The 26427-nt window shown below is 48.5% G+C and carries 31 protein-coding genes; 2 read left to right on the top strand and 29 right to left on the bottom strand.

Going from position 1 to position 26427, the window contains the following annotated elements:
- Positions 1–45: 45 nt before the first annotated feature.
- From P150_RS0111645 to P150_RS0111565, 17 genes are all read right to left on the bottom strand, one after another.
- Positions 46–597 (bottom strand): DUF4468 domain-containing protein, encoded by a 552-nt coding sequence (locus P150_RS0111645; RefSeq protein ID WP_081819323.1) that lies wholly within the window; start codon positions 595–597, stop codon positions 46–48.
- 19 nt (positions 598–616) lie between these two features.
- On the bottom strand, positions 617–1708 hold the full coding sequence (locus P150_RS0111640; protein WP_028897835.1) for a type I restriction endonuclease: 1092 nt from the start codon (positions 1706–1708) through the stop codon (positions 617–619).
- Positions 1709–1873: 165 nt separating this feature from the next.
- Positions 1874–2131, bottom strand: a complete 258-nt coding sequence (locus P150_RS0111635) for a DUF5053 domain-containing protein (protein ID WP_028897834.1) — start codon at positions 2129–2131, stop codon at positions 1874–1876.
- A gap of 49 nt (positions 2132–2180) precedes the next feature.
- The gene (locus tag P150_RS17835) at positions 2181–2333 is read right to left on the bottom strand and encodes a hypothetical protein (RefSeq protein ID WP_197018087.1); all 153 of its coding nucleotides are present in this window, start codon (positions 2331–2333) and stop codon (positions 2181–2183) included.
- A gap of 157 nt (positions 2334–2490) precedes the next feature.
- The gene (locus P150_RS0111625) at positions 2491–2724 is read right to left on the bottom strand and encodes a hypothetical protein (protein ID WP_028897833.1); all 234 of its coding nucleotides are present in this window, start codon (positions 2722–2724) and stop codon (positions 2491–2493) included.
- A complete protein-coding gene (locus P150_RS0111620) occupies positions 2721–3665 on the bottom strand; it encodes an amidoligase family protein (RefSeq protein WP_028897832.1) in 945 nt (314 codons plus the stop codon). Before P150_RS0111620 ends, P150_RS0111625 begins: the two co-directional genes overlap by 4 nt.
- A gap of 214 nt (positions 3666–3879) precedes the next feature.
- Complete coding sequence (locus P150_RS0111615; protein ID WP_028897831.1) at positions 3880–4548, bottom strand: DUF6549 family protein; 669 nt, start codon at positions 4546–4548, stop codon at positions 3880–3882.
- 4 nt (positions 4549–4552) lie between these two features.
- Positions 4553–5071 carry a glycoside hydrolase family 73 protein gene (locus P150_RS0111610; RefSeq protein ID WP_028897830.1) on the bottom strand — a complete coding sequence of 173 codons (519 nt, stop codon included), beginning with the start codon at positions 5069–5071 and terminating at the stop codon, positions 4553–4555.
- 7 nt (positions 5072–5078) lie between these two features.
- Complete coding sequence (locus P150_RS0111605; RefSeq protein WP_028897829.1) at positions 5079–5330, bottom strand: hypothetical protein; 252 nt, start codon at positions 5328–5330, stop codon at positions 5079–5081.
- 32 nt (positions 5331–5362) lie between these two features.
- Entirely contained in the window at positions 5363–5947 is a 585-nt protein-coding gene (locus tag P150_RS0111600; protein WP_028897828.1) for a hypothetical protein, read from the bottom strand.
- Positions 5948–6031: 84 nt separating this feature from the next.
- Positions 6032–7003 carry a hypothetical protein gene (locus P150_RS0111595; RefSeq protein WP_028897827.1) on the bottom strand — a complete coding sequence of 324 codons (972 nt, stop codon included), beginning with the start codon at positions 7001–7003 and terminating at the stop codon, positions 6032–6034.
- Positions 7004–7195: 192 nt separating this feature from the next.
- Positions 7196–8074: a hypothetical protein gene (locus tag P150_RS0111590; RefSeq protein WP_028897826.1), complete on the bottom strand. Its 879-nt coding sequence runs from the start codon at positions 8072–8074 to the stop codon at positions 7196–7198.
- The gene (locus P150_RS0111585; protein WP_028897825.1) at positions 8071–9540 is read right to left on the bottom strand and encodes a hypothetical protein; all 1470 of its coding nucleotides are present in this window, start codon (positions 9538–9540) and stop codon (positions 8071–8073) included. The genes P150_RS0111590 and P150_RS0111585 overlap by 4 nt, the downstream gene beginning before the upstream one ends.
- On the bottom strand, positions 9537–9854 hold the full coding sequence (locus P150_RS0111580) for a hypothetical protein (RefSeq protein ID WP_028897824.1): 318 nt from the start codon (positions 9852–9854) through the stop codon (positions 9537–9539). The genes P150_RS0111585 and P150_RS0111580 overlap by 4 nt, the downstream gene beginning before the upstream one ends.
- Positions 9855–10121: 267 nt before the next feature.
- Entirely contained in the window at positions 10122–11885 is a 1764-nt protein-coding gene (locus P150_RS0111575) for a hypothetical protein (RefSeq protein WP_028897823.1), read from the bottom strand.
- Positions 11878–12522 carry a hypothetical protein gene (locus P150_RS0111570; RefSeq protein ID WP_028897822.1) on the bottom strand — a complete coding sequence of 215 codons (645 nt, stop codon included), beginning with the start codon at positions 12520–12522 and terminating at the stop codon, positions 11878–11880. The genes P150_RS0111575 and P150_RS0111570 overlap by 8 nt, the downstream gene beginning before the upstream one ends.
- Positions 12519–12710, bottom strand: coding sequence for a hypothetical protein (locus P150_RS0111565; RefSeq protein ID WP_028897821.1), 192 nt, complete (start codon positions 12708–12710; stop codon positions 12519–12521). The genes P150_RS0111570 and P150_RS0111565 overlap by 4 nt, the downstream gene beginning before the upstream one ends.
- Before the next feature lie 163 nt (positions 12711–12873).
- Between P150_RS0111565 and P150_RS0111560 the strand changes: the two genes are divergently transcribed.
- On the top strand, positions 12874–13068 hold the full coding sequence (locus P150_RS0111560) for a type II toxin-antitoxin system HicA family toxin (protein ID WP_028897820.1): 195 nt from the start codon (positions 12874–12876) through the stop codon (positions 13066–13068).
- Between the two features lie 38 nt (positions 13069–13106).
- Positions 13107–13517 (top strand): HicB family protein, encoded by a 411-nt coding sequence (locus tag P150_RS0111555; RefSeq protein WP_028897819.1) that lies wholly within the window; start codon positions 13107–13109, stop codon positions 13515–13517.
- A 141-nt stretch (positions 13518–13658) separates the two neighbouring features.
- Here the strand turns inward: P150_RS0111555 and P150_RS17650 are convergent, their stop codons facing one another.
- The 12 genes from P150_RS17650 to dnaG form a co-directional block, all read right to left on the bottom strand.
- Positions 13659–13811, bottom strand: coding sequence for a hypothetical protein (locus tag P150_RS17650; protein WP_155953003.1), 153 nt, complete (start codon positions 13809–13811; stop codon positions 13659–13661).
- Complete coding sequence (locus P150_RS16475; protein ID WP_036932206.1) at positions 13808–14071, bottom strand: hypothetical protein; 264 nt, start codon at positions 14069–14071, stop codon at positions 13808–13810. Before P150_RS16475 ends, P150_RS17650 begins: the two co-directional genes overlap by 4 nt.
- A gap of 353 nt (positions 14072–14424) precedes the next feature.
- Positions 14425–14889 (bottom strand): HU family DNA-binding protein, encoded by a 465-nt coding sequence (locus P150_RS0111540; protein WP_028897818.1) that lies wholly within the window; start codon positions 14887–14889, stop codon positions 14425–14427.
- A 108-nt stretch (positions 14890–14997) separates the two neighbouring features.
- Positions 14998–15429 carry a hypothetical protein gene (locus P150_RS0111535; RefSeq protein ID WP_197018085.1) on the bottom strand — a complete coding sequence of 144 codons (432 nt, stop codon included), beginning with the start codon at positions 15427–15429 and terminating at the stop codon, positions 14998–15000.
- Positions 15430–15461: 32 nt separating this feature from the next.
- A complete protein-coding gene (locus tag P150_RS0111530; protein ID WP_028897816.1) occupies positions 15462–15968 on the bottom strand; it encodes a hypothetical protein in 507 nt (168 codons plus the stop codon).
- A 90-nt stretch (positions 15969–16058) separates the two neighbouring features.
- Positions 16059–17060 (bottom strand): hypothetical protein, encoded by a 1002-nt coding sequence (locus tag P150_RS0111525; protein ID WP_028897815.1) that lies wholly within the window; start codon positions 17058–17060, stop codon positions 16059–16061.
- 224 nt (positions 17061–17284) lie between these two features.
- A complete protein-coding gene (locus P150_RS0111520) occupies positions 17285–19288 on the bottom strand; it encodes a hypothetical protein (RefSeq protein WP_028897814.1) in 2004 nt (667 codons plus the stop codon).
- 18 nt (positions 19289–19306) lie between these two features.
- Positions 19307–20299 (bottom strand): S49 family peptidase, encoded by a 993-nt coding sequence (locus P150_RS0111515; protein WP_028897813.1) that lies wholly within the window; start codon positions 20297–20299, stop codon positions 19307–19309.
- A gap of 51 nt (positions 20300–20350) precedes the next feature.
- The gene (locus P150_RS0111510) at positions 20351–20704 is read right to left on the bottom strand and encodes a hypothetical protein (protein ID WP_028897812.1); all 354 of its coding nucleotides are present in this window, start codon (positions 20702–20704) and stop codon (positions 20351–20353) included.
- A gap of 52 nt (positions 20705–20756) precedes the next feature.
- Positions 20757–21281, bottom strand: a complete 525-nt coding sequence (locus P150_RS0111505; protein WP_028897811.1) for a hypothetical protein — start codon at positions 21279–21281, stop codon at positions 20757–20759.
- 623 nt (positions 21282–21904) lie between these two features.
- Positions 21905–22423: a class I SAM-dependent methyltransferase gene (locus tag P150_RS0111500; protein WP_028897810.1), complete on the bottom strand. Its 519-nt coding sequence runs from the start codon at positions 22421–22423 to the stop codon at positions 21905–21907.
- Positions 22424–22460: 37 nt separating this feature from the next.
- Positions 22461–26426, bottom strand: coding sequence for a DNA primase (dnaG, locus tag P150_RS0111495; protein WP_028897809.1), 3966 nt, complete (start codon positions 26424–26426; stop codon positions 22461–22463).
- Position 26427 lies beyond the last annotated feature (1 nt).

The raw sequence follows: 26427 nt of genomic DNA, 5'->3' as shown, positions 1-26427 counted from the left end.
TTTCGGGGATTATTTATACATAATTATTTTTGCGTAGCGCAAAAATTACCAATCGTCTTTGGACTCTTCTCGCTTATCAATGAATTCTTCAAGACTTTCGCTGAGTTCTTTAAATTGCTTCTCGCAGAGTGGAATCCCATTCTTAAAGTAATACTTATAACTTGCCTTTCTGTTCATTCCCTCGACACCTATATCTTTCAGATCTTTGGGGAGCGAATCTACAAGTACACCCATGTGGTTATCATATTTTGCCTCATGGGAAGGTTCATGGCGAAAATCGCTCATAGTGAATTTCATGCGACCATCCTTAAACTGTATATCGATAAGGTAGCCGATATATCCTTGAATACTTGAATACATCATATTGGTTGAAAAAACCAACTTACCTTTTCCTGTAAGTTCTTTTCCTGGGGTTGCATCTCTCATTACGGCTTTAGAGTCAACAAAAGTACGGGCAAACCAATTCTTAGATGCCTCATACAATTGTTGGGCTGTCATTCCTTCTTTTTGAATGACCTTACTGTAACTTAGAGGTTTCTGTGCGCTGCAGGTAAAAGCAACGAATGCCATCAGCAGCAATAGTCTAAATCTTTTCATTATACTTTGGTTTTAGTTATTATTTCTCGTCATACGCTTTGATTACCTCACACAGCTCCTTTTCAAAGTTGAAGATGTCGTTGAGGTTTGTAATTTCATGTTTTGTTTCTTTCTTCTCATTGTCAAAGGTGGATATATACTTCTTTGATTTACTATTGAAGTACAAACGGCAGATGGGCTTGCGGTTGTTATCATCGAGCAGGATGGCAAAATATGATTGAGCATCACGGTAAACCACTCTCTCAACATCAACCACTTTACGTACCATAGCCTTGACAATCATAAAGCCATCGAGTTCTTCCTGTGTGGTGACAATCTTGCCGTCGTCTGAATCCTCTGGAGAGGATACAGGTTGCTCTTCTGGAGACTGAACGGTAGAAGGCGTTGCCTCACGCTGCTCCTCGTTGTTGAGTGCTGTCTTCAGGCGATTTGAGATTAATTCGTTGATGTAACTGCTGATAGCTCTTTTTACCAATGCAGAAAATTGTTCTTGTACTTTTGCTGTGATAACTCCATCATAGACTTGCTTGGTAAAATACTTCACAATCTCAGGAGAAGGCTCTACAACTTCTTCTGCAAAAATCTTCTTTAACTCACTCGAATACTTCAGTTCGCTGGCAGAATTAAGAATGCTATCAATATCAAAATAAGATTTATGAAACTTCTTTAGTTCTTCTATTTGATAGTCCTTGATATCTGTTATATCTACTTCAAGGAAAGGCTTTTCGTCCATAATGTTCTGATCTTCAAGATCAGTGTAAAACAGATATTTTATACCATTGGTGAGCAAACCAAATTTTGCCTTAGAAGCAACAAAATACTTTTTAAGCTGTGTATCGTGGAGCGACAAATTCTGCTGCCAGTGCTTACATTCAATGAGGATAATGGGAGCACCGTCTTTCATAATCGCATAGTCGATTTTCTCACCCTTTTTCTTAACTAAGTCGCAATCCATTTCTGGAATGACTTCCAATGGGTTGAACACATCATAACCAAGAGCATTGATAAACGGCATTATAAATGCATTTTTTGTAGCTTCTTCTGTAAGAATACCCTCCTTTAGTTGAGTAACTTTCTCAGCAAGTTGTTTAATAGAGTCCTTGAAATCCATAAAGAGACATTTAAGTTTATAATGCTACAAAGATATTAAAAAAAATCGACATCACGTAATAAATTCTACGCTGCGTAATCAAAAAGCCCCTCGCGAAAGCGAGAGGCTGACTTGCGCCACAAGCCCGGTGGCGACTTTTGTTCAATGGTGTAATACTACCAAGGCTTATTGAATACTGTCGGCAGCCTTTCGGATACGATCGGCAAGATCTACCAGTGCACCCTTTAATTGCAATTTCTCCACCTCACTAAATTCAGTAGGTTTCTTATTACCGTCTATACCGTCAAGTTTATGATAGAGCCATGAGTTTGATTTTCCAAAATAGGTCTTGGATAAATCTGACCATGAAATTGAGAGCAGAATATCCTTTAACTGTGCTTTCATTGTGCCAGTCTTTTCCTTTGTCATTGTCATTGTTGCCATAATCATATTGTTTTTGTGCCCCACCATTAAAAAATGATGGGGGCTGTTATTAATCTTCAAGAGGTTCATCGAGTAGTTCTGCCAACATTCTATTGAGTGCCCATCTTAATCCCGGTTCTCCGTTAGGATAGCTTCTTTTGTAATTCCTGACAGTCTCGATAAAATCAAATTCTAATTCTGTTAATGTTACTTTTCTTTTCATTGTTGTATTACTTATTTTGAACACTACAAAGATAATACTTTTATTCGTACTATGCAATTTTTTTAATACTTTTATTCGTACTATATTAAAATTTTAACATTTGAGAAGCCGTAACAGCCTAAGAACTGCTACGGCTGCAAAGAATGAGCATGATGTATTATTCTTCGACAACGAAACCGTGAGTAATGAGGTCGGCAAGGAAGGCTTCGGAGCTTTCGGTGGAAACAAGGTAACCCTCGAGTTCCTGAAGACGCCGGGCAAACCGATGCATATATTCGGTGTCTGTCCCACTATGGTCGAATCGGCTGCCTGTACGAAGTTGGTGGAGAAAGTCTGCCGGAGAGGTGGCGACCACCCGGTCGCCATCCTTCAGCTTATAGATTGTTGTCATACTGCTAATTTTTTTGTTCTCAATTTGAAGTAGAGTTTTTCGCTTTCTGTCAGGAAAGGAATGCTTCGGAGGGTCGTGCCTGCCTGTACCGTTCCCTGTTTTGCAAAGGTAATCATTTTTGCGAGAAAATGAATCCATGCTGACATCTTCGTGAAGTTTGTCGTACCTCCGTGCTGTCGGAACTCCACTGTGCGATGGCGTGCGTAGGCTTCGAGGTTTACCTTGTGGTAGCGATTGTTGTGGAAGGCAGCCCGTAAGTTTCCGATGTTGGCTGCCCTGTTAATGGCTGCTTCAGTGATGGAGGTAAGTCCTTTGCAGTAGGTGTTGTTGCGACGGCTGCGTGGCATAAAATGGTCAATGACTCCCTCAAGGCGTTTGTAGGCAAGGATAAGATTTTTCCAAGTCTGCAGGTCGAACTCGGCAGCGTCCATATGAACGTGGAGTCCGCAAGAGTCGTTTACCTTCACATTGCATAGGTCGAGCACCCAGCACACCTTTTCAAGTTCCTCAAGTCCCTGCTCCCCGTGAAGAATGGGGCTGACCAGTTCGAAGGTGTTGTTTCCACTGAGGCTGCCGTCCGTGACGATTTTCCAATGGTCGGTGTGGTCAGTGTGGTTGTAGCCTTCCACCTGCACGTTGATTCCCGCTGCGCTGAGTTCACTTGCAAGATGGATGCGTGTGCAGTTGTAAGCCTCTATCTCAACACCGAAGTTACGGTTGAAGGTGTAATCAAGTTGGGGAATGACCGTGGCTGCTGCCTGTGCTGCCGTGGTGGTCAATCCCTGCATCATACGCTTGTAAACGTTCTGTACAAAGCCGTAGTTTCCACCTGCAGCAAGGTCGGCAACCTGTCGGCGTGTAAGTCCGAGGGCAAGTAGTTTCTGAATCTTGGAAGTTTTTGTTCCGTTCTCGTTGAGAATGTTCTGAATTTGCTCGTTCATAATCTTTGTTTTTTGAATGTTCTTTGTTTCTAATTGTACTGCTAAGGTAACACTATAAAGAGGAACGTGCAAGTAGTAGTTTGTTTATAATCAGTCGGTTAGAACTGTTTATCTTCTGCTAATATATGATATGAGAGATAGCCGTCGCAATCACTGCGACGGCTATCGAACCTGATTAAATCTAATAACCAAAAACTAATAACTATGAAAGCATTTATTTGACCAGTTTGTAATATCGGGCGTATGTGAGCCGGGTATGAGGATTTCGGCTTATGATGTCCATACGTACTTCCCGGCATCCGAAACGAAAGAACAGGAATCGCTTGGGCACACGATGGACGATGATGTCAAGCGTGTCGGTGGATGATATTGTTCCACGAAAGAGTGAATCCGACACACAGCCTGAGAGGGACAGCCACGGATCTTGCCACGAGAAACAGGTAACAGTGTCAATGGATTCGGAAGTTAAGGAGTGAGAGAGCGGTAAGATGACACTGTCGTGTGGCAAGGATGGAAGAACAGGGAAATGAGAGACGGAAGTGACGATTTCAGCACTGGTAACCGTAGAGGTGGTGGCTGCCGCAGATATCCGTGAGCCATTGATACCTGCCTGCCGGGCAACCTTTCTCAGTGTGTCGCCGCTTCGGAGAAACTCCTCGGGACGCAGGGTAAGTGCCGGAGTGGAAGCACGGCTGTTGCCCGTGTCAGTTTGAGTTATCTCCACCACGCCGTTGTGGAGGAGCATCTTCTGATTCTCCCTGAGCCGGTCGCGGTCGGCCTTGACTTCGCTGTATGCCCTGAATGCAAGGATAGTCATCCCTGCGAAGAGCGTCATCAGGATAAGACTGATGGCGTTCCAAGTGAGTTTTACTTTCGGTGTCATAGGCTTACTGGCATATTGAACGGACAGACTTGATAAGCGAGAGCAGCGTGCGGAGATAGTCGGGCGAGGTGGCATATCTGCTTCCCTTGCTGTCGCAGATACGACGTGCAAATTCCTCGGCATCCCTACGGTAGGGCCAGGCGTCGGCATAGCCGGGCTTACGGAGCAGCCGGGTGTGTTCGTGCAGACAGTCGGCAAGGGAGTCGAAGTCCTTGAAGAGCCGGTAGACGGTGTAGTACCATTTGCCCGGAGTCTTGCACTTGCTGACGGAGACTATGCGCTCGGGAGCCGTGAACCTGCGATTGGGTGTTGGGAAATACTCGTGGGTCTTCACGAGGACGGTCTTTCCCGTCCAGCCCGTTCCCTTGGTAATGCCGAAGAGATTGAACCTGCCCACCCGGGACTTGCCCCACCCGCTCTCGAGGATGGCCTGTGCCGTTACGAACTCGGGGGCGATGTCGGTAGCCTCGAGGGCTGCCTGATAGATGTTGCGTGCGAAGGCGCGCTGTGCTTCTGTTGCCATTGTATGCTTACTTTTTGCTTAATTCCTCGTCTATGATATTCTTCACGTCGTTCTTCACTTCTCCCCATTTCGTCTTGATGTACATTGACACCCCGAAGATGCTGCCGGCATAGACGAGTGCCTGTGCCATATACCAGAGCACGGAGTCGCTGATCTGGTAATGGTTCAGGAAGAAGCAGAGGAACGTGAGCACCACGCCGCTGACAATCATTCCTCCGGCCGTGATGTACTGGAACCATTCTTTCGTGTTCGGTTTCATACGCTGATCGTTTTTTGCTGTACAAAGTTACTTTACGGTGCCTGATTGGCAAAGGACCGGTAGAGATGGTGTGTGCCGAGGGTGTCGGGGGCGATGCAGGAGAGCATCAGCGTCCATCCGACAGAGTGGAGCTCGGTGGCAACGAAAGGGATGATTTCCGCTTTGTCGAGTTCGCTGCGCGCAAGCCATCCTATGCTGCCTGCATCGGCATCGGCAAGCAAGTGGGCGTGCAGTCGGGCGAGCAGACGGAGGGTGTTGTCGGATGCGAGCATACGTTCTGCGGCATCGGCACGGTTGGGCATCTTGCAGGCTATGGTGACGGCTATGCGTTGGACGCACTGGTATGAGTTGCGTCCGTCTGAGCGTAGGTTGATTTCTCCATAGTCTACGAAGAGGTATGAGCCTATGAGTTTGTCTATGCGCTGCTGCACATCCTCGAATGACTGTCCGTAGACGTAGTTGTCGAGTTCGGGTATCCGGGAGTCTTCGGGGAGTTCTCTCAGTTCACGGACGATGTCGCCATAGCCGGGAGTATGGCTCGCACCGTTGGTAAAGATGGCAAGAACTCCTTCTTTTCTGGGGTATCGTGCGAAATAAAGAAATTGGTCTTTAATCATATTCTTGAGATGTTAGATGGGGGATGTTAAATGTTAGATGTTAGATGGGAATGTTTTCCCATCTAACATCTAACGTTTCCCGTCTTAAATTATCTTGTCTATCACTCCGATCGGCAGCCCTACCTCGCTGCTTATCTTCGCCTTGTCCCAACCGAATCCCTTCAGGGTGCGGACGGCATCAATGGTTTTCTTGCGCAGCACCTTCAGGTAGGTAAGCAGATTCATCTGCTCAATCTGATGCACATTGCCCAGCCCCTCCTTGGAGAGGTCGTAGATAGCGTCCGAGGCATCCGTGGTGATGGGTGACGGCTGTGAAGGCTCGAACTTGCCCAGAAGGGAGAATGGAGTCTTGCTGAAGAGATAGCTGTTGAACGCCTGAAAGTTGAATGCGACGGCCGTGAGGATTTCTACCGAGAGATTCCGGGCAAAGAGAGGTGCGAGGGCGTGGGCTTTCCCGGAGTCATATTCCGGTTCCGGGTGGTAGAGGATGGCGGCAAGCAGAGGCAGTGCGTCGGTTCCCTTGTCGAGGAGTTCCCGGGCCTCGATGTACTGCAAGGCTGTGAGCGAACAGGACAGACGATTGCAGTCGGTAATCACACGGTATCCGTTGTAATCTTTACCATCAATGGTTAGGACGGGAATGAGTTGGGCGCAAAAACAGAGGTCCACGACATACCGATATTCCATTTTGCGCAACACTCTTGCTATGGGAAGTGAGAGCCGGAAGGGATCGACGCGTCGGCAGAGACGATAGGTATTGTCATCCAGTGCCTCGAGCACGGCATTGCCGTCGGGATAGCTGATTTGGAAAAGGAAGGTAAGCCGTTCGGAGATTGAGATGAGATTGGCGATCTGCTCTTCCGTACGGAATCTGCGTCGGTTCCACGACATAAGCCGGCAGAGGTGGTTGATGCGCACTTCGCCTGCCGACAGTTCCCCGGCTTCCATACGGAGCAGGTCGGCACAGAGTGCGGTGTATTGGCTCTGTGTCATTCCGTCCCATCTGTTCGGGATTATGAATGTCTTGTCCTTGTAGGTAAGTTCTATATCTTTCATATTCACTGTTGTTTTAGAATTCAGGGAAAGTTTTTTTCAGGAGTTAAGGGAGTTAAAGACAACAGTTCAAGCTGCAAGAGCTTTCCCATTTTCTGTTTCCCATCTCCCATTTTCCGTCTCCCATTTCCCATCCTCACGGCAGTATTGTCTTTAACTCCTCCTGACTCCCTCTAACCTCTCAATCTCCCCCTCCTACGGCAGCATCACGATGTTGTCGTCCCCGCTGTTGTATGCCGAGTTAGAGCAGAAGTCTGCCGTGGTGTCTGAGGAGAGCAGCGTATCGGCATTGGCAATGAGCTCTTCGGCTTCACGGTCGAGCCTGTCGGCAAGCGAGAGAGCCGCCGTGCTCTCGTCCCTCCCCGAACGACTGGCGCAGCTATCGGAGAAAAGATTGCGTATGGTCGGGGGGAACTCCAGTATGTCGAATCTCCGGAGAGCCTTGGCAATGGTCTTCTTCGAGAGTGCCAGATTCAGTATGGGTTCTGTGCGGTCCACGTTGTCCACCGTCATCTTTTCGTAATAGACCGAGAGGCGTTCATCGAGTGTCTCTTTCTGAAGGGGAACGATTCGGAAAAAGAAGAAATACGACAGGTCAATGGGATAAATGGAATCGAACTCATCGGCAGTCTTTACCCTGCAGGCGTTCATCAGACGCTTGTAGCGAGAGTTGCACCAGAGTTTTCCTGTTTCAGTATCCTCGGCTTCGGATATGAGCAGTTGGATGATGGTGTCCATGGCGTTATAGTAGTTTTCCATATATGCCCTCTTCATCCCTTCTATCTCATATTTGTACACGTCCACCTGATTCTTGCGCCGGTTGATGCTGTCGAAGACAATTTGCGTTGCCATCGTAATATTGGCCATTGCCTGCCGCAGTGCCTCCATAAGCGGTGCTGTATCGGGAAGTCCGAGAATGGCATTGAATACGGGAGCGGTCAGTGTGGTTTCCACGCGCTTGCGTGCGGTAACTCCTGAAGAGCGGAGATCGTCGAGGTTCATATTCGTCTCCACCCCCGGTGCATATTGGCTGAATGTTCCGAAGTCCCGGAACAGGTCTGTGAGAATGTTCATGACTGTTGCTGATTAAGTCGGTCTTTGGGTGATATTTCCTCCTGTCGTTGGGGCACCTCACGGTAGAACCCGATACGGTAGCCCTGCCTGTAGAGATGCGGAAAGTTGAGCCGCAGGGCAAGGTTGAAGGGCTCGGCGCAAATCTCGTCCTCCGAGGTAAGCGACATTATATATATAAGATAGTTGTAGTAGGCGTCCGAACCGGACTTGCTTATCACACCATCCTTGCTTACTGCCGTGATAGAGGCATCCAGTCCCACGCTCGACAGCAGGGCTTCTTCAGACCGCTTGTCATAGGCAATGAGAGCTTCTATGTATTCCTTGTACTTGAGGTCCACGGTCTCAATCTTCCACTGCTGCTCATTACCTGAAGAGTCCATAAATGATATTGAGGAATATGCTTTTCCCTGATTGTCAGCTCCGCTGAGATAGTCGCCTATCTTGCGCAATTCCAGTCGCATATATTCTACAAGCAGCGATTCACGGTATTCCGTGCCTATCTCGATGCCGTTGTATCTTATCAGGGCTTTGTCCTTGGACTTGAGCAGTTTGTTCTCCTCGCAGAGCTTGATGAGCTGCGTGCGCTTGCTGCTTACCCACGCATTGGGAATGATGATGTGGATCTTCGCAGCGAGCGAGTTGCGGAGGAAGGAGTTTATATAGGTAGCCGTCTTGTTGCTGCCCTGAATATAGGGGCGCGCTCCCTGATGAGTCTCGTTTACGCCGTAGAACTCATCGACCGATTTCTCCCTGTGGTGCGATACGGCAGCATAGAGATAATTGTCCACCTCCGACAGGGCGAATTTGGGATATATCTTGTAATTGCCCAGTCCGTATGTCCACCTGCCCACGGCAATATGATGGAAATCTCCATAGCCTGTCTGCCCGTATGCCACATCCTGTCTGGTGGTTGCCAGTCTGCAGTGCTTGTTTTCCAACGGCTCCAACCCGGCAACGGGCATCATTCCCAGCCGTTTTCCACGGGCAAATCTCCACTTGCAGAAGAAATCGCCGAAATAATAGAAGTTCTTGATGCAGCTCTTGGCAAACTCCTGTGCCGAGGTCTCCATACCACGCTCACACCATGTGTTCAGCCACTCATCCCATTCGGGGAGAGCAGTGTACTCACGTTTCAGCTTACCGTTCTCCACAGTTTGCACATACGCACACGGACCGTGCCCGTACAGCATTTTTATCTCCTTGCTGTACAGGCGTGGCAGCAGACGGTTCTGCTTGATTTCCATTGTAACCTCGTCGCACAGGGCATTGTCCACGCCGCGCATACACACCTGATAGCCGTTCACGCTGAGCCACTGGTGCTCGTGCAGAAGCAACCGCCTGCCCGTCGGTATGAGCAGTCCGGGATTATTGAATACCTTTTGTCCCTCTCCTATCTGGAAGGAAAACACATTGCCGTCCAGAATATAGTTGCCGGCATTGCCGTATAGTTCTATACTGTCTTTCATAACCAGTTAATCTTATGAAGTTTATATCCGTCCTGTGGAAAGCCCATATACCTGATGAGTATGCGGTAGCACATTTTGGGATCTCCGTGCTCATCCTCGAAAAGAAAGTAGTTCTCGGCATCTACGGAAAACTTGTCCTGTGGCAACTGTGTGCGGTACTTGCAATGGGGTTTTATCACAAGTTTGTCTCCTGCCATCCCCTGCGACCTTGAATAAGGGAAGAAGCACAGCGTGAAGTCGCCCTGCGGCAGCCTGCTTATCTCCCTTGCCCATTGCATCGCATTGATGCCGTCCATTTCGATTCTCTTTTCCATCGGTTGCGAAATTACGCAATTCCTCTATGGGGGCAAAGGACGGAAAATGGAGGTTGGTGTCATATTTCCGTACTTTCGAAGAGCTGCACCTCAATACTCAAAGTCAGCGGTGCGTGGTGATTTCCGTCGTTTGGACTTTTTTATTTTTGTTTCTCAGAACTCAAAGCATTGATTTTCAGAAAAGTATGTTTTCGACCTATGTAAATAGCCTTCGTTATTGCCCTGTTTTGGCCGCTTTTTATACCAGATATTGGACATTATCGGCCGTTATATCGTGATGTTTTCGGGCAAATCATCGGGATAACTGCTTAGTTCCTTCTTGATAATGTCCGAATAAAGACCATAAAGAAGGTATATCATTGCACTCGGAAGCTGCGTGGTCAGACCCGGACGACGTTTCAGTTCTTCCTTCTTCTCGCTCGACTTATCCAGCTCTATCCTACCGTTGTTTTTCTTCAGAGGACTAATCATAATGGCACTGCACAAATTGGCACATTCGTTCTCATCGATACGAACCTTGGGGAGTAAGGGAAGTTTCTCTCCGAAGAGCAACTGGCAAAGCCGGAACTGCTGCCAGTGGTAGATGGTAGGTGCACCGTCGTTGTAAAGGAACACCGAAAAACCGTAGCTTTCCAAGGCTGCCTTCATCGTGAGCGAGTCGGTGGTTATCTGCTCCAACTCCTCGCGTGTCTTGTTTCCGGCACGATCGGGATAAAGGTGTATTACCTTGTTCACGGCATCGGTACCGAAGAACGAGTACACCTGCTGTGCAAGATTCTGCTGATCGTCGGGGATATACGCCCAGAACTCTTTGATGATGTCGAAACGGTTGCCATAGTCTTTTTTTTGTCCCACGATGAGCGACTGGAAGTTGCCCGGGTCATAACCCATATAAAGAGGCTCGCGTTTGTCGTAATGGCGCAGATAGCGTGCCGTGAGCAGGAATTGGTCTTTGAGGTCGAACTTCAAAATCTGATCGTAAATATAGCTGTCCTTGAACTGCTGCCTTTCGTGGTCGTAGGTAGTGAAGAACTTGTTAGTAACCTCCTTGTGGCGTATGGCGCAGATGGCGGTCAGGAACTCATCCATATCGAGCGTGTCGAGCTGGGTCTTGAAGAACTTGGGACCGAGGATGTCCTTGTTGCAGAACGATGATGCCCGGATATAGTAGATGGCGTTGCGCCGCATATCGGCAAGACGTGGCTTCCATCGTGCCACGAAGGCGTTGAGCCGATTGCTCTCCAGTCGTATTTTCTCCATTACGACTGGATTCTTAGTATTGCGCAATTCCTGTTGAAGGGTAAACTGTTTATAAAGCGACTGGTTGATGGCGAGCGACACATTGGCTATCTCCTCGATGAGCTGACGGTCCATCTTGTTTTCATACTCCTCAAACCAATCATCTTCGCCCAAATCCACACGGGCAGTATCGCTCACACCAGTTACGCCCTCGTAGTAGGCCGACCGACGTATGTCTGCCGAGCCACCACGAAGAGAAGGGAACAGGCGCGACTTGAGTTTCTCTCCACTGTTGTGCTTCATCTCCTCCACGAAGGCATGGACGGCGTTGCGACCTGCCACACTTTCAGGCTGGTCGGAAGATACAAGCTGCAGGTGCGCCCCATTGCGGAAGATGACCGAGTGCTTGGCGTAGGCTATCGGGTAGCGTGGGCGGCGGAAGTGGGAGGGCAGTTTCGCCTCGCCCACCACATAGTCGATGCCATACTCGAGCATCGCACGCTGCTTGCCGTTCACGATTACGGGGCGAGAGAACGATGCCTGAATATTCGGCCATACGTTGGTCATCAGGGCGACATAGGTCTTGTGGACAAGGAACGACAGCTCGCCCGGCATATCGTTTGCCACACGGATAAGGCGTGGCACTATCACGCCCTCAGTCTTACCCGTGGCACGCGCCCACTCGGCATAGAGCATATTGGGGTCAATGATATTGGCGAGCAGCTGCACGTGGTTCATATAGTAGTGCTCAAAGTCGGGCACGCTGTTCTCATTGGTTTGGTTGTCAGTCATTCTGTATTTCCTCCACTATTTCAGCATCTTGAATATCGGCATCGCGCAGCAACCGTTTCTTCTCCTTCGCCTCGATAGGCAGCGAGTCGATGAGCGTAACATAGAAGCCTTGGTTGTGCTTGGCGGCAATCTCCTTGAGGTTCTTCTTCGAGAAGCCCAGTTCCTCGGCGGTGATGTTGGGCGAGATGATGAAGGTAACGCCGAGGTCACGGTCGGCCTCGGTAATCTCCGATGCACGGCGGCGGCAATCCAGCGCACGCTCGTAGCACTTGCCCTGCGTCTTGTAGTCGCCGGCGAGGGCGCACATCTTGGCAAGGTTCTCAAACTGGTTGGCATACTGGTTCTCCCATATCTTGATGGGCACGTTGTTGTCCACCTGAAAGTAGTTGATGGCCTCGTAGAGCCGTGCCATACAGGTGCGCTGTTCTATCTTCACGTGTTGCTGGGCGTTGATGCGCTGCTGCAGACGGCGTGCGGCACGAGTGATATTGCGCTCGTGCTCGTATATCTCCATAGCCCACTGCAACTGTTGCAGAAACAGGCGCAGCTCCTCAGGGATAGCTTCGCACTCGCCCGTTGCGAAGAACTGCGAGATAAGGTCGGGGTGTATCTGTTCTATGCGTTCAAGTTGTGTCATACGCCGAAAAGGTCTTTGCGCAGCCTCTCCTCCTTTACCTGTTGCACGGTGTCGCGCAGTTCCTTCACGGCATCGGTGCTGCCCTCCTTGGCTTGCTCTATGAGTTTGTCAAGGATGATGCGCACGTCTTCGGCAAGGTCGGTCATTGCCGCTATCTGGCTGAGCAGTTGCTGTAAGTCGTTGTTCATAAGGCAAAGATAAGGAAAGCGGAGGGGAGGGCAAAAGACACGAAACTAAGTGGGGGAAAATAGTTAAAAGTATTAAAACTAATACTCTTTATTTCCATTTTATTTGGATAATAGTATTATTTTTACTACCTTTGTAATGTCAAACAATAACAACATACAACAAATGAAAAGGTACAAAGTAAAGGAAGTCATCAAGATGCTCGAAACCGACGGTTGGGTGTGCATCACGACAAAGGGCGACCACCGACAGTTCAAGCATCCGACAAAGCCCGGCAAGGTAACGGTAAGAGGTCAAAAGAACGAGGATTTGAGTCAGTTTTTATTGAACAGCATTTGGAAACAGGCAGGGTGGAAATAACCACCCTACCTTCCAACAAAAATAAAACAACAAACACTATGGAGCAGATAAAAGTATATATAGAATGGTGCGACCATAATTTTGGCGCAACCTTTGGCGATAACGTACCCGGAGCAGTGGTACTTACGGCAAAGACCTACGATGAGTTGATGAAAGAAATTCCGGAAACCCTGCAGTTCCATGTAGAAGGCATGGTTGCCGACGGTGATGATGTTCCCCAATGGCTGCGTGATGGGAAATACGAGTTTGACTATCATCTTGACACGGCAGCCCTTATCCGTTCGTGCGAGCAGTATGCCAGCCTTGCCGCCATATCGCGCGCATCGGGCGTAAACGAAAGGCAGTTGAGCCACTATGCCAACGGTGTGAAGAAGCCCCGCCCACAGCAGCGTGAGCGCATTGTGGAGGGACTGCACGAGATAGGCAGGAAACTTATAGCCGTTGTATAGTTATTGTTTGACAGCAGACTTCCAATGGCAGGTCGGGGCAGCAATGCTCCGACCTTTTTCTTGGCTTCAGAAAAAGATGTGGAGCGGCGCGCCTCACGGCGCACCGCTCCCCGGATTTGAAATGCTCTAAAAAATATATCTTCAGACGGCAATGCTGTCGAGCATGCCGTTGAATCGTTCGAGGGCTTCGAGGTAGCCGTCGATGGCTGCCGTGTCGGTGGGTGCCGCCTTGAACTGCTGCCATGCCATGCGCACTGCGCCGTAGGCTGCCGAGGGCGAGAGGGCGACGGTCATAGCGCACCTCCTTCCAGCCATTCGGCCAAGCCGCACGCGGCAATCATGGCGATGAGAAACAGGTGGGCAAGGAGCACTTCGCCGTGGGTGAAACGTTCGCCGCAGAGGGCGGTAAAGGTTTTCGACTCGGCACGGAGCCAGTGATTCAGGTGCCGGCTGACGGTTGACAGGCGTTGACGAATGGCGCGCCGTGTCGTGGCGAGTACGTCGAGGGGCTGCCGCGCTTGGGCGGAGGGCTCGAAATGGATTGTCTGTTGCATATTGCATCATTCTTTTAGCATCCCCGGAACTGCCGGGGCAGAGATACAGAGAGGCGGCTGCACATCCCGCTGCTAAAAGAATGATGTCTCTACCCGATGGGCTTTGAAAATTCTACGAGATGGCAACCGCCAATATATTCAGTTTATGGGCATAAAAAATGCCCAGACAAACAAACTGAGCAATGACCGATGCTCACCGGGATAGGTTACTATCATTCTTTTAGCACTGCAAAGATAGGCAGAAGATTTGGAACTGCCAAGCGAAAGCGCAATTATTTTTGCGCAGCGCAACGGAAAAGCCCCCTGCCCGGCGGTACGGACAGGGGGCGGATTGTGTGTCTGCGCGTCTCGGATTATGGGTTTTCCTCCGTGTCGGGCTTGGGCTGCGTGCCGCCCTTCTCGCCGGGCTTGGGCTCGTAGGGGCGCACCTCGATGCCGGAGAGGAAGGCGCGGGTGCGGGCAGGGTCGCCGGCCTTCCAGTGGGTCTCGGGCTGGAAGTTCACGCGTGTGCCGACGATGTTCACGGCTGCGTTGAACTTCTCGGCCGTCTCGGCGGGCTTGGTCTTCAGGCCCACCTTGAACGATCCGAAGCCGTCGAGCACCACGCGGTCGCCGTTGCGCATGTGGCGCGCCATGACGTTTACGAGTTCCCGGAGCACGGCGTAGACATCGGCCTGCTTGGCCGAGGTGTTCTCCTCGATTTCCTTGGAGATGGTCTCGAGGTCGGCCACGTCGCTGACCACGGCGCGGGCGTAGAACTTGCCCCGGGTCTTGCTGCTCTTTCGGTTGTCCTGATAGAGTTTGTACTTTACTGACATAATGCGTTGATTTTAAGGGTTATACATATAGTTTGGATAAAGCATTGCTTTTGATTGCCGAAAGCTATGCTCCGGACCATCGAAAGCTATGCTTTTGAGGATGGAGAGCTATGCTTTGGACGGGCGTTCCTGCTGCTGCTCGAGGATGATGCGGAAGAGGCGTTCCTGCGACTGGTGCCGCTCCAGATTTTGCTTGTCCTGTGGCCGGCGTGCCTGACGGTCGGCGCGCTTGAGGTAGGAACGGTATCGCTTGATGTTGTCGAGCACGTTCCTGTGCCGGCGCAGAAACTCGGCGGGATCTCGCCTGAGCAGGTCGGTGAGCCGGGCTGTCTCGGAGCGTCCGAAGAGGATGGGATGGCGGCAGAGAAAACGCCCCGTGTCGTTGAGCGACCGAAGCTCGGCGAATGCCTGAAGATTGCGGATGCGCAGCTCGGCCATATCGGCCACGGCCTGTGCGGTGGGCTTCGTCTCCAGCAGTTCGTCGAGCTGCTTCATCTTGCGCCATGTATTGATGCGGTCGTTGTAGATGACCGTTGCCATCTGCACGTCGGCATCGTCAAGGTTTGTCCAGTCTATCTTGGGGTACTCTTCTTCTTTGGAGACCGGCTTTTTTTTTCAGTTGCCGGCTTCGGGTTTGCTGTTTTCCGTGCTTGAACTTCGTCGGCAGGGATTGTTGCCTGTGCCTCCTCTGCCAGCTCTGTGGCTGTTTCTGCATTGGAATGAGCCACCTCCTCGGCTTCCGATGTTGGAACATCGTCTGTTCCCTCCTCCTGGAGTTCTTCGGAAGAGTCTGTCTCAGATGCTGTTTCCGAGTTGTCCACCGAGTTATCCACATCTTTGTCAGTTTCTGCTTCCTTGTCTGCAAAGAATTCACGACGGTTGCGCACAATCTCGTCGTGGCCGCATACGCCGAGCAGCTCGAAGAGAATATCCTCGGCGTTCTTGGCAGGTGCAAGGTCGTAGCGAGTGAAGTTCGTGCTGTCAGGAGCTTTCCCGTGCAACAACGCAAGGTCGGCCTCGGCTGCGAGAGGATTGGTGAGCTGGCGGAAATGATGGAGTTTCTCTTTTTCGCTATACATATTGATGGATGTTAAATGTGAGATGTTAAATGTGAGATGTGAGATGTGAGATGTGAGATGTGATTTTTTCCATTTCCCATCTCCCGTCATCTATGCTTCGGTGCGGGATATTTCGACAAGAGTTGTGGTGTCCAGAACACGAAGCGTGATGCTTGAGCCGGTCTTGGCCGTCCACGTAGCACCGTCCTCAAGTACGAAGGTTGTGCCGTCGGCAATGGTTGCCGGCTTGTCGGTGCCTGCGCCGATGAGAGTGATGTAGCGTCCCTTGTCGGCCTTGCTCAGTCCGGACACAGTGGCGATGGCTGCCACACTGCCCATTCCGTTGGCTATGGTGTAGGTGTTGGAGGCGGGCTTCACGGCAATGGAAGTTGCACCTGCTGCCACTTCTATGGCACTTGCCGCGGCAGGGTTGCCGGTGTAGAGGAGCGGCAGGTCTACTGATGGACGCTTGAACGTGAGTGTGGAATAGCGTCCGTCCTTGTCGTCCTTGCTCTCGGTTCCGGAAAGAATCATCGGGCGTTCGAGTTCGCCGAGGATGAACCACTGTTTCTCCTTGATGTGCTTGAACAAGAGGATGAACCTGCCGCCCGAGTATTCCTCGATGAAGTTGTAGAGCTTCACGCGTGCTCCGCCCATGACGATTGCTACATTGTTCTCGCCCGTTGTGGTGATGTCGCCTTTCTCGGTGGTTCCCGTGAAGGTGGGAATGTCGTGTGCCTCGAAGTAGTGGGGCACCTCTCCCGGCTTCATCGGTATGGGCCCCACCTCCCGGTTGGCATTGGGCTGTGGAAATTCCTTCGTGCGGTCTATCTGGTCGATAGCAATGAGGTAGACTATGTAGGAGATTGCCGAGCCGTGCGTGTCGCGGTCGGAAACGTCGTCGATGTTGCCGAGCACGGCCATCGATGCAAGCGAGAGGCCTGATGCTCCGCCTGCAAGCAGCGAATGGTCGAGCAGGGCGGCAAGCAGCATCGCGATGCCGAAAACTGCAAATGTAATCATAAACATACGTCGCCCTTGACGGTTGGCATAGTTGAAGCCTTTCGCCGGACTGTAGGAACGGTGTTTTGTTGGGATATTTATTCTTTTCATATTGCTTCTTGATTGTTGTTGTTGCTTAAAAAGGAGTTAAGGGGAGTTGGGAGGGAGTCAGGGGATGGGAAATGGGGGATGGGAGATGGGAAATGGGAGATGGAGGGATGGGAAAGACTGTGCGGCTTGAGCCGTTGTCCCTTAACTCCTTCTGACTTCCCTTAACTCCTTATAACTCCTTCTAACTTCCTTCACTCCTTTCACTCCCCTGACTCTCCATAAAACTATCTTCCGCCTGGAACATTGGGCTGCAGCTCCTTGTTGATGGTGCGCTTGCCACCCACGCAGCGTTCGAGTTCACGGAAATTGCCGTCGCTGTCGATGATCACCATAATGTAGTCGCCCACCTTCGACGCAGTGAACGCAGAGGAGATCTTGGCAAAATTGCCGCTCTTGGCAATCTTGGGCAGATGCTCTGCCACGCCTGCCTCGATGCAGTACGCCACGCCATTCTTTGCATTGGCGATGTCGGTAATGGTGTCTTGGGTTGTCGCAGCTCCGGTAACCTGCCAGAAACCGTTGTTGGCATCGACGCTGTCTGTATAGGTATGGGCAAAGAGATTGATGAAAATCTGCTGCCATTCGTAGTGGTTGTTGTCCATATCCTCCTTGGTGTCGAAGCGACGGCCTGTGAACGAAGCCGAGCAGCCTTCCTTCCAAGTACTCCACGCGCGTACCAGCTCCATACGCTCCTCCATCTTCACCGACAGCATCTCTCCCGGAACATATTCGAGGAACTGGATGTTGCCCGGCTGATGCAGCATCATAAATGGAGTCTGACCGAGATATGGCAGCCAGATAATGCGGATGGTTGTATCAGGAACAACGTTGAGTGCGCTCATCGGTCCGGAGAAATCCGTATCCTTGCCGTATGTGGCGCGCACGTTCTTAATCCACCAGCCCTGATGGTTCTTGTTCAGGTAGACACAGTGTTGGTCAAGATCCATATCTTCAGTGACGGAACTGAGAACATCTGCACAGAATTCCTGTACGGCAGTAAGGAATGTTGCCTGCGTGTAAGAACGATAGTCCTCGTCAGCGTGTGGCTTGATGTCGTACTGATGCACGTAGCGAAGCAAGGTGTAAAGGATACCTGTTCCTGCATTGAGGTAAGAGCCGGCAACACCTTTCTCGGGCTTCACGTAGATGCCGCGCATACGGCGTTTGTTCTGCTCGACCTGTGCGGTGGTAAGCGTGTTGAGCAGTTGATACTCGATCATCGTCCACTTGATTGGATCGGACCCTTCCTTGTTGAGATAGCCGATGTACTTGCGCTCGAGTTCCTTCATCGGCCCCCATTCCATCTTGATCATCGCATCATCAACGTAACCCATGTGGTTTTCGATCTTCATTCCTCCCTTGAAGACCTCACCGGCCTGATAAGCCTGTGAAACTTCGTCGAAGAAGGCGTTGAATACCAGTCCGCGGTCCTGATAACCGTAAGCGACAGGGAAATACTGTGTCATATCGCGGATTTGGAGCACACGGGCGATAAGCGCATCCTGACGGAGAACGATAAACTGGTCGCCTATACCGGCGTTATCCACACCGTCGTAGTTGGTGGCGTATGTGCCCTTGGCGAGAGCCGGAGCGTCGAGCAGCTTGTTCTCCTGCAGATACTGGTAACGGGCCTTGAGTGACTTGGCAAAATTGCAGGCAGCCCTGTAAAAGGCAACGCCGTCTACCTGTTCATCCACTTCAGGCAGCGCAGCGGCTGCGCGGGGATTGGCTGCAATCTTGTTCCATCGGTCTTTCATTGAGAACAAAGAATGCTCCACGCCGAATAAATATTCTGCCGTATTGCCAAAGCCATTGATATTGACAGGAGAAACGGTTACAGTTTGTATCGGTTTGTCTTTTTCCGGTTCCTGCGTAAGAGCCTTGAAGTCGGAACGCATACCTTTAAGGGAGTCAAGGATGCCTTCGAGTGTGGCATTGCTCTCCGGCTGCCGGGTTGGCTGTTCTTCTTCCTCTGAAGTCGCGGAAGGCTCTATACCGTTAATTACAGACTGAATGGTATTGAGTGTCTGCTGGAACTCGGCTGCCTGCTGTTCAGTCTGCTTGGCTGCCTGTTCCGCAGCAAGGTCATCATTCAGCGTGGTCTGATATTTTTTTTGGTATTCAGCCACAATGGATTGAAACTCCTCCTGAGAAAGAGTCTTGTCCTCGAACTTCTTGTTGAGCCCTAAGAAGTCAAGAACGCTTTTCAACTTTTCTTTGAAATTCATAAACTAAAAAATAAAGATTTAAATATTATATATGGCAGTTTTCAATTTGTTTGCGTTACTGTATTCATTTCCCATTGTAATAGCTTCGGCTACTGCTTCAGCCATTGTTCTGCTGCCATCGATAAGTCCTGTCTCTATCGCTTGTGGGGTATAGAATGTCTCTCCGCGAAGTACGGGAGCATCATCGGGAAGCTCGGACAATTGTGCCCTCTGCCCTCTCACTTCTGTAAGGAATTGGGCATTGAGAGGGTCAAGGATGTCTTGAACGAATTTCTTGTCCTTTCCGTGCCTGAGGTCATCGAATGTCTTATTCTTTAAATCTGAACCGGTAGCCTTGGCTTCCACATGCTTGATGCCGAGTTTGGCGAAGTAAGGCTCGAAGTCGTAGAAACTGCACATCGTGCCGATGCAGCCCACATAGTCGTTGTCGGTGAGCGCATAGATGCGATTGCCGTGGCAGCCGATGTAGTAGCCGGCCGAGCAACACATTTTCTCATAGAAAGTAAGAATAGGTTTCTGACAACTGCGTAGTGTCTCGCTCAGACGGTCGAGATACCACGCCTCGCCTCCCGGGGAGTTGATGTGTAGAAAATGGCAGGAAATCTGTGGATTGGCTTCGGCGGTCTGCAGGTCAGCTGCAAGTTGCTTGGAGGAGAACCACCGGTAGCTGTCGGCCATGACCGTGCCCCATACACGGTGGTATGCAATGGAGTTGTCGGGCAGATGCTCATCGTCGAACTCGTCGGTAAGGGTTACAGTAGGTGTCTTTCCACTCTGTACGAGCACCTTCTGAAGCTCCTCAAGGGCAATACGTGTCTCCAACTGATACAGGGTGTGGTCTTTCAGGTAGGCTTCCATTTCAGATTGCGAAACACCACAGGCTGCCTTCACATCAGGCTTGCCGCTCTCTTTCCCATTGAGAGGAAAGGCTGCAAGCATAGCTTGCCGGAAGCCGTCAATGGTAATGAATAGTGGTTTTCCTGAAGCAAGAAGATTCTGTAATTCGTTCATCAAAGTCTTTTTGATGCGAATTTACCATATAATGCGATGTCTTCAAAAGACTTATAAAAATGGGGCAATAAGCATTTTACACCTGATAATGAGATTGGCAGAGTTCAGATTTGAAGAAATCTGGACTCGGGCTGGAATGTCGGATGTTCCTATCTTATGGTCTCGCCGGTCAGAAGTCCTGATGTTTACAACGGCACTGCGTTCGATGGAAAAGAAACGGAGTGCATCACTGTCGGGTAAGTCTATCACGATTGTTTTGTCGCAGTTCCAGTAAGTTCCTGTCTCGTTGTCTGTGAGTTGAGGAATGTATGAAAAAGGATTTGCTATGAATTCATACACTTTTACCGAATCAGATTTATCCAAATGTATCGGTTTAACCTGTATAAGATTTGAGAACTCTATCATACTCTGTTATGTTGAATGACAAAAACGCCAGTCTGGTCTGTATTAAATGATGTTAATTGGATGAAGATTTCTTGTATTGTCTGATTTTTTTGGGATGCAGGCGATTGCGAAAACGATAGTAATTCTTCAGTAGCGCATCTGATGAAATGGATTTCAATCTGTAGTTGTGGATGAAGTCATAGATGACGTCAAGGTTTCTTCGCTTTCTTCCAAATTCTTCATTTTCAAGCAGTACACGATGCAGCTCAAAGTTGAACATCCTACGGATTTGTCCTTCAACTTCCTTAGCTGCTGAAGAGGAGAGATAGTTGTAGTAAGCAGGATCCTTCCAGGGGGAACAAGTATCAGCTTTTCTAAAAGGGAGATGGATGAGGAGGTTGCCATCGACAATCTCGGACTGATTTGCACGTTTACGAGACATCTGTTCCCATACACAGAAATACAGATCGGTAGTGGGAGGAATTTTGACGCCTCCGGTAGCGATGTCAGTCTCGTACTTTGCCATAATATATTCAGCAAGATATGGTTCTATTCGGATAGTCGCCACTCGTTTTTTCCTCCATTTTTCTTTTTCCATATTCTTTTTCGTCTTTTTCTATTCCTACCATCCTACATTCCTACAAATATGATGGTTGATAATGCAAAGATAATGATTATCAGTTAATTAACAAAATAAAATTACTCAAATATTTTTAAATATCACTCTAATGAGTTATCCTACAAGCCTACAGAATGGCCTTTTTTGTAGGTTGATGATTGATAAGTGTATAAAAACAGCAAAAAACCTATTTCCTATATTGTCCTACAATTCTACAAAGTTTCCTACAAAATTACATTATTCTGTAATAATATATAACTATTTGATATATAGATATTTATATTGTATATAGGTTTGAAAATAAAAATAATTTGTAGGATTGTAGGATTGTAGGACGGTGTTTTCTGAAAATTATTTTTCAAAAGTTGTGTTTTCCTTGTTTTCTTATAAAATTAGGGGGTACGGGGGATTTTTTCGATGATTCCATCTGGTTTATGGAATGAAATAAGCCGTACCTATTCATTCGAACCGGCACGGCTTTGTTGAGGAAAAATATGCCTATTTGGGTGATAAAATAATATGATTTTGTTTGGTAATATCGCTTTTTTTTAGTACCTTTACATAGTTAAATTGGGCATATACTATATGTCTTACTGTATATATTATTCTTTCATAAAACATATCCAGTGTGTATTAGCTCGCTTACCTGAAATATGACCGAATATCGGCTTTTCGGATGTAAGTTTCAAAATTTCTGAAACTTTTATATCTGTTTCATTCCATTTGAATATTAAAAAACCTCTATGCTTTAGAACACGAAAACACTCTGTAAAACCTTTACTTAGCATCTCTTTCCAATCTGAATTGGGTAATGCTCCATATTTAATATGTTGATATCCAGTAGCACAGCTTTTTGAATTAAGTGAGCCATATATCTCTGCAAATGTTGATTTCTTTACATTACGAAGAAGATGTGGAGGGTCAAAGACTACCATTGCAAAACTATTGTCTGGATATGGCATATTAGTAAAATCAGCTTGTATATCAGGCTTGATTTCAAAGTGACGACCATCACAAAGGACTATTTCAAAATTCCGTATATCCTGAAATAAAACTCTGGAGTCTTTCTTGTCAAAATAGAACATCTTGCCACCACAGCAAGCGTCAAGTATATCTTTCATATCTCTTAAATACATATGTTTTCATATTTGTTTTTATTTAGAATGGTTTATCAACTTCGTCTGACGGAGGGAAAGGAAGATCTTGTATTATGGTAGTGTTTTTGTTCTCTTGTGCAATCTCTTCTTTCTTGTGTTCGGGAGTTAGTTCCTTTTCTGGTGTATAGGTTCTTCTGAAATCGATATTGTACGATTCTCTGAACTTATCATAGTCAATAATAATCGCACTTGTAGACGTGCTTTTGGGCTTTCTTATTTTGACCAGTGTTCCGTCGTAGTCAGCTCTTGCCACATCTTCAGTTTCTTCCCATGTAAAACGACGCGAAGGAACTGTACCTATATACGAGGGATGGCTACGGAGATTTTGTTCCAAAGTAGATAAGGTACTGGCTTCGCTGTTATAACCACTTCTGTCAAAAATGCTGAAAACAGCACTCAGGCGAAGGAACATAACATTCGTATCCGGCTCGAATGTGAAAGTGTGTTGGTCGCCTCGGGAATCCTTGCCGGTAACTTTCTTAGGTTGCTCGATAAGGAACTCGCGCCCTTCGATAACCTGCTTCGTGTCTATCATATTATTGACAGCTGTAAAGAACATGGCAAGTTTATCCGTGCTGCGGATGAGTGAGAGTTGAAATTTTATCTTTTCCTGTGCTATTTTAAAGAAATCGGCATAAGTGAATGGCAGCCGGAGATTGGAATACTGCTCTATCAGCTTTACCGTGCCGAGAAACAGCGATGCGGTCTTCATCAGTCGGTCCATCTCTCCTGAATTTATGACGTCTTGCTTCAGCTCATTATACGCCTCTTGTTTCAGATGTCGGAAATGGTCCATAAACATTGGACGCAGCTCCAATATCTGAAGGAGTACATTTGACAGACCTGTTTTATTGGGATCTTCGATTGCTTTCAACTCCTCGAAGATGCGCACTTCCTCTTGTGTACGATTGCGGGGCTTGGGCACTTCGCAGACAATGACACGGCTCATCAGGGCATTGTCATCTCGCTGTGGTGTTTCCTGCCCGCAGATAATCACAGGAGCGAAGACCTTATCGTTCTCAATATCTCTTCCTGATGTGCCTTTTCTCTTCTGTTTTCCATCGCCGTCGTATACAATGCCTTTCAATGCCTGGAATTTGTTGTCGCTGATGTCCTTGTTGTTGTATTCGTCGAGCACGACGGGCACATCCTTGAACATACCCATAATGGTGGCCATTGCAGCATCCGTACCGGTATTTAAGTTGAAAATGGGGATATTGGGCGAGATGAAGAGAGACCGGATCGAGATCGCTATCTGTGTTTTTCCCGAGGACATCGGTCCCATAAAGAAAGGAGCAGTGAAAAGACGGTCGATACAATGTATGTTGCTGCGGAAAGCGCACATAATAGCGAAGATGACTGCCCATTTCCCGTTATCATTGATTTTATAGACCTGATTCATCAGGGAAGCCCATTTCTCAAACGACACTCTTTTTTCCGCAGGTACTTCCTTATATGTCAGTTGGCTGATGAGTTCGTATTTGTCAGACTGTTTTCCGCTGCCGGCATATATCATGGAGAAAGCCGGAAGATAATAATTGTTCTTATTGTGAGTAACGACTCCCAGTTCATTGACAGGGTCAAACTGCCAGCGTCCTTCAACGTTATGGAAGATACCATTGGCAAAGGCAAAGAACTGTTCGTCTGTTTTTCTGCTCATACCATCACTTTGTTGATTGCCATAGGTCTTGATTTCCGAGCACATCACGAAATGGCGGCTCATATAAGTCTTGATTGCTTTCCACTGCCATTCCTCTCCATTGAAGTTCACGGCTTCGTAGTTGATAAGAACCTCTTCTATGGATGACATCTTCAGCAAAGCCCTGGAAGGAATTTCTATATAGATGGGCGTATCGTAGTATCGGCGGCTGATTCGCAGCACACGCTTGTTCTGCTCGAAATCATCGGAGAAGATATGCAGCAGAGGTGTCATAAAGAAGTCAGCGACCTGTGTCATACCGTTGCCGTTCTTATTGCGGAACATATAGCATACTGGCTCACTCTTCTTGTTGAGTCGCGGATAATAACCACATTCTTTCCACATACGACGATATTCCTCGTTCTCCTGCACGTAGTCAGGCGGCTCATTCACATCGAAATCCTCATCCTCAAGGTTGTCGGTCTGCATGCTCACTTTCATAGCAGATTTCCTTTTCTGCACAAAAGGCTTTCTGATTTCGTCAAACTGTCCCTTCGTCAGTTTCAGTACCGAGCAGTAATGATTGCGATTTACCGTTACAACTGTATCTTCAGCGTATGAGGTCAGCTCGATACATCTTGATATGAGAGGTACACGGTCGCCTGAATAGTTTTCCATGAATCTGCCGTGCAGGCTGATGTAATAGTCCACGAACGAACCGGTGGAGTCATTGTAGGTAATTTGTATATTGATGCCTGCGCGGAACATTTCGGCCAGTGCGTGCAGGTAGTCGTTTTCCTCTCCGTCTTCATTGATGGTGCAGCCTGTTTCGGAAGAGACAAAATAACAATACACCCGGCGCAGTTCCTGGATATCATTGCCCGATGGCCGACCGGCCACATAAACAATGGGATCTTCGCCATACCTGTCGAGAAATTCCTGCATTACGGAGGTCAGTATGCCCGGCCGGTCGCTCTCGAGATGATCTTTCAGCACGTCAAGTCCGAAAAGCCCTTCCTGTGTTTTGGTCTTTGGCAAGGCTTCCTGTATTTTCAGACGGATGTTGCGGACTTTTTCCTCAATGATGCTCATCTTGCTCTTGAAGTCGGCAGCTGTTGATTTTATGTATTCCAATCTAAGACCGGCATCGACTACGCACGCAACGAGTGAACAGATGGCATTCAGGCTATCGCCGATGACTGTCTCGTCCTTGCAACCGTGTGGAATCATCATTCTTTTCAGGGCTTTAGGAAATGGCTCTGTCAGTTCCTTCAGCCTTTCTGCCGTACGGATGCCATTGTTTTTTGCGAACTCGTCAGGATCGGTGCCTTTCGGCAGACGTATGCACTTCACTTTTGCCCCGGCTTTCAGCAATAGCTCGCAGTTCTTCAGCGATGCCTTGACACCTGCGGCATCGGCATCATAGACCATAATGATGGAGTCTGTGAAACGAAGCAGCAGCTTTATCTGATCATCGGTAAATGCCGTGCCACTACCCCCGATGACATTCTCTATGCCCATCTTGTGCAGCGTCATCACATCAAACTGCCCCTCCACGAGATAAGCAAAGCCTTGTCTGCCAATGGCCTTCCGGGCCTGATAGAGTCCGAATATATGCTTGCCCTTGGTAAACAGCTGTGTCTCCCCAGTGTTCACATACTTGCCTACGCCTTCCTTCTGGGTAATGATACGTCCTGAAAAACCGACAATGTGCCCCTGTACGTCGTAGAACGGGAACATAAGCCTGTCCCGGAACCTGTCATAAGTGCGTCCTTCATTGCTGCCTATGATATCTACTTCCTGAAGTCGTTCCAACGAATAGCCTGCCTTTGTAAGCTCCGTCATTGCAACATTGCCAACAGGTGCATATCCGATTCCGAAATCGGCAAGAGCCTTATCAGTAATGGCATAGCCTCGGGCGATAAGAAACGACTCAGCCTGTGGCAGATTCTTCTGAAAAAGCCTGGCAGCAGCGTCTATGGCAATGCGTTGTGACTCTTTTTTTCTGTACAGTGCTTCCTCCTCTGGTGTCATTTCCTTCACGGGGAACTCCAGTCCGGCTTGACTGGCACACCATCGCAAGGCTTCCACGAAGGTTATGTTCAGGTGATGCTGAATGAACGAGATGACATCACCACTTGCTCCACAGACAAAGCAGTGATAAGTCTGTCTTGCCGGACTTACCACCATCGACGGGGTATGATCATCGTGAAATGGGCAGACCCCTTTATAGTTTGCCCCTGCTTTATGCAGGTGAGTAAATGACTCCACTACATTCACGATGTCCAGAGCTGATTTTACCTTTTCAATGAATAATTTGTCTATCATA

The organism is Prevotella sp. HUN102 (assembly GCF_000688375.1).
Classification (GTDB): domain Bacteria; phylum Bacteroidota; class Bacteroidia; order Bacteroidales; family Bacteroidaceae; genus Prevotella.
Note: the sequence above shows the minus strand (reverse complement) of the source record. Positions and strands in the feature narration are given on the sequence as shown.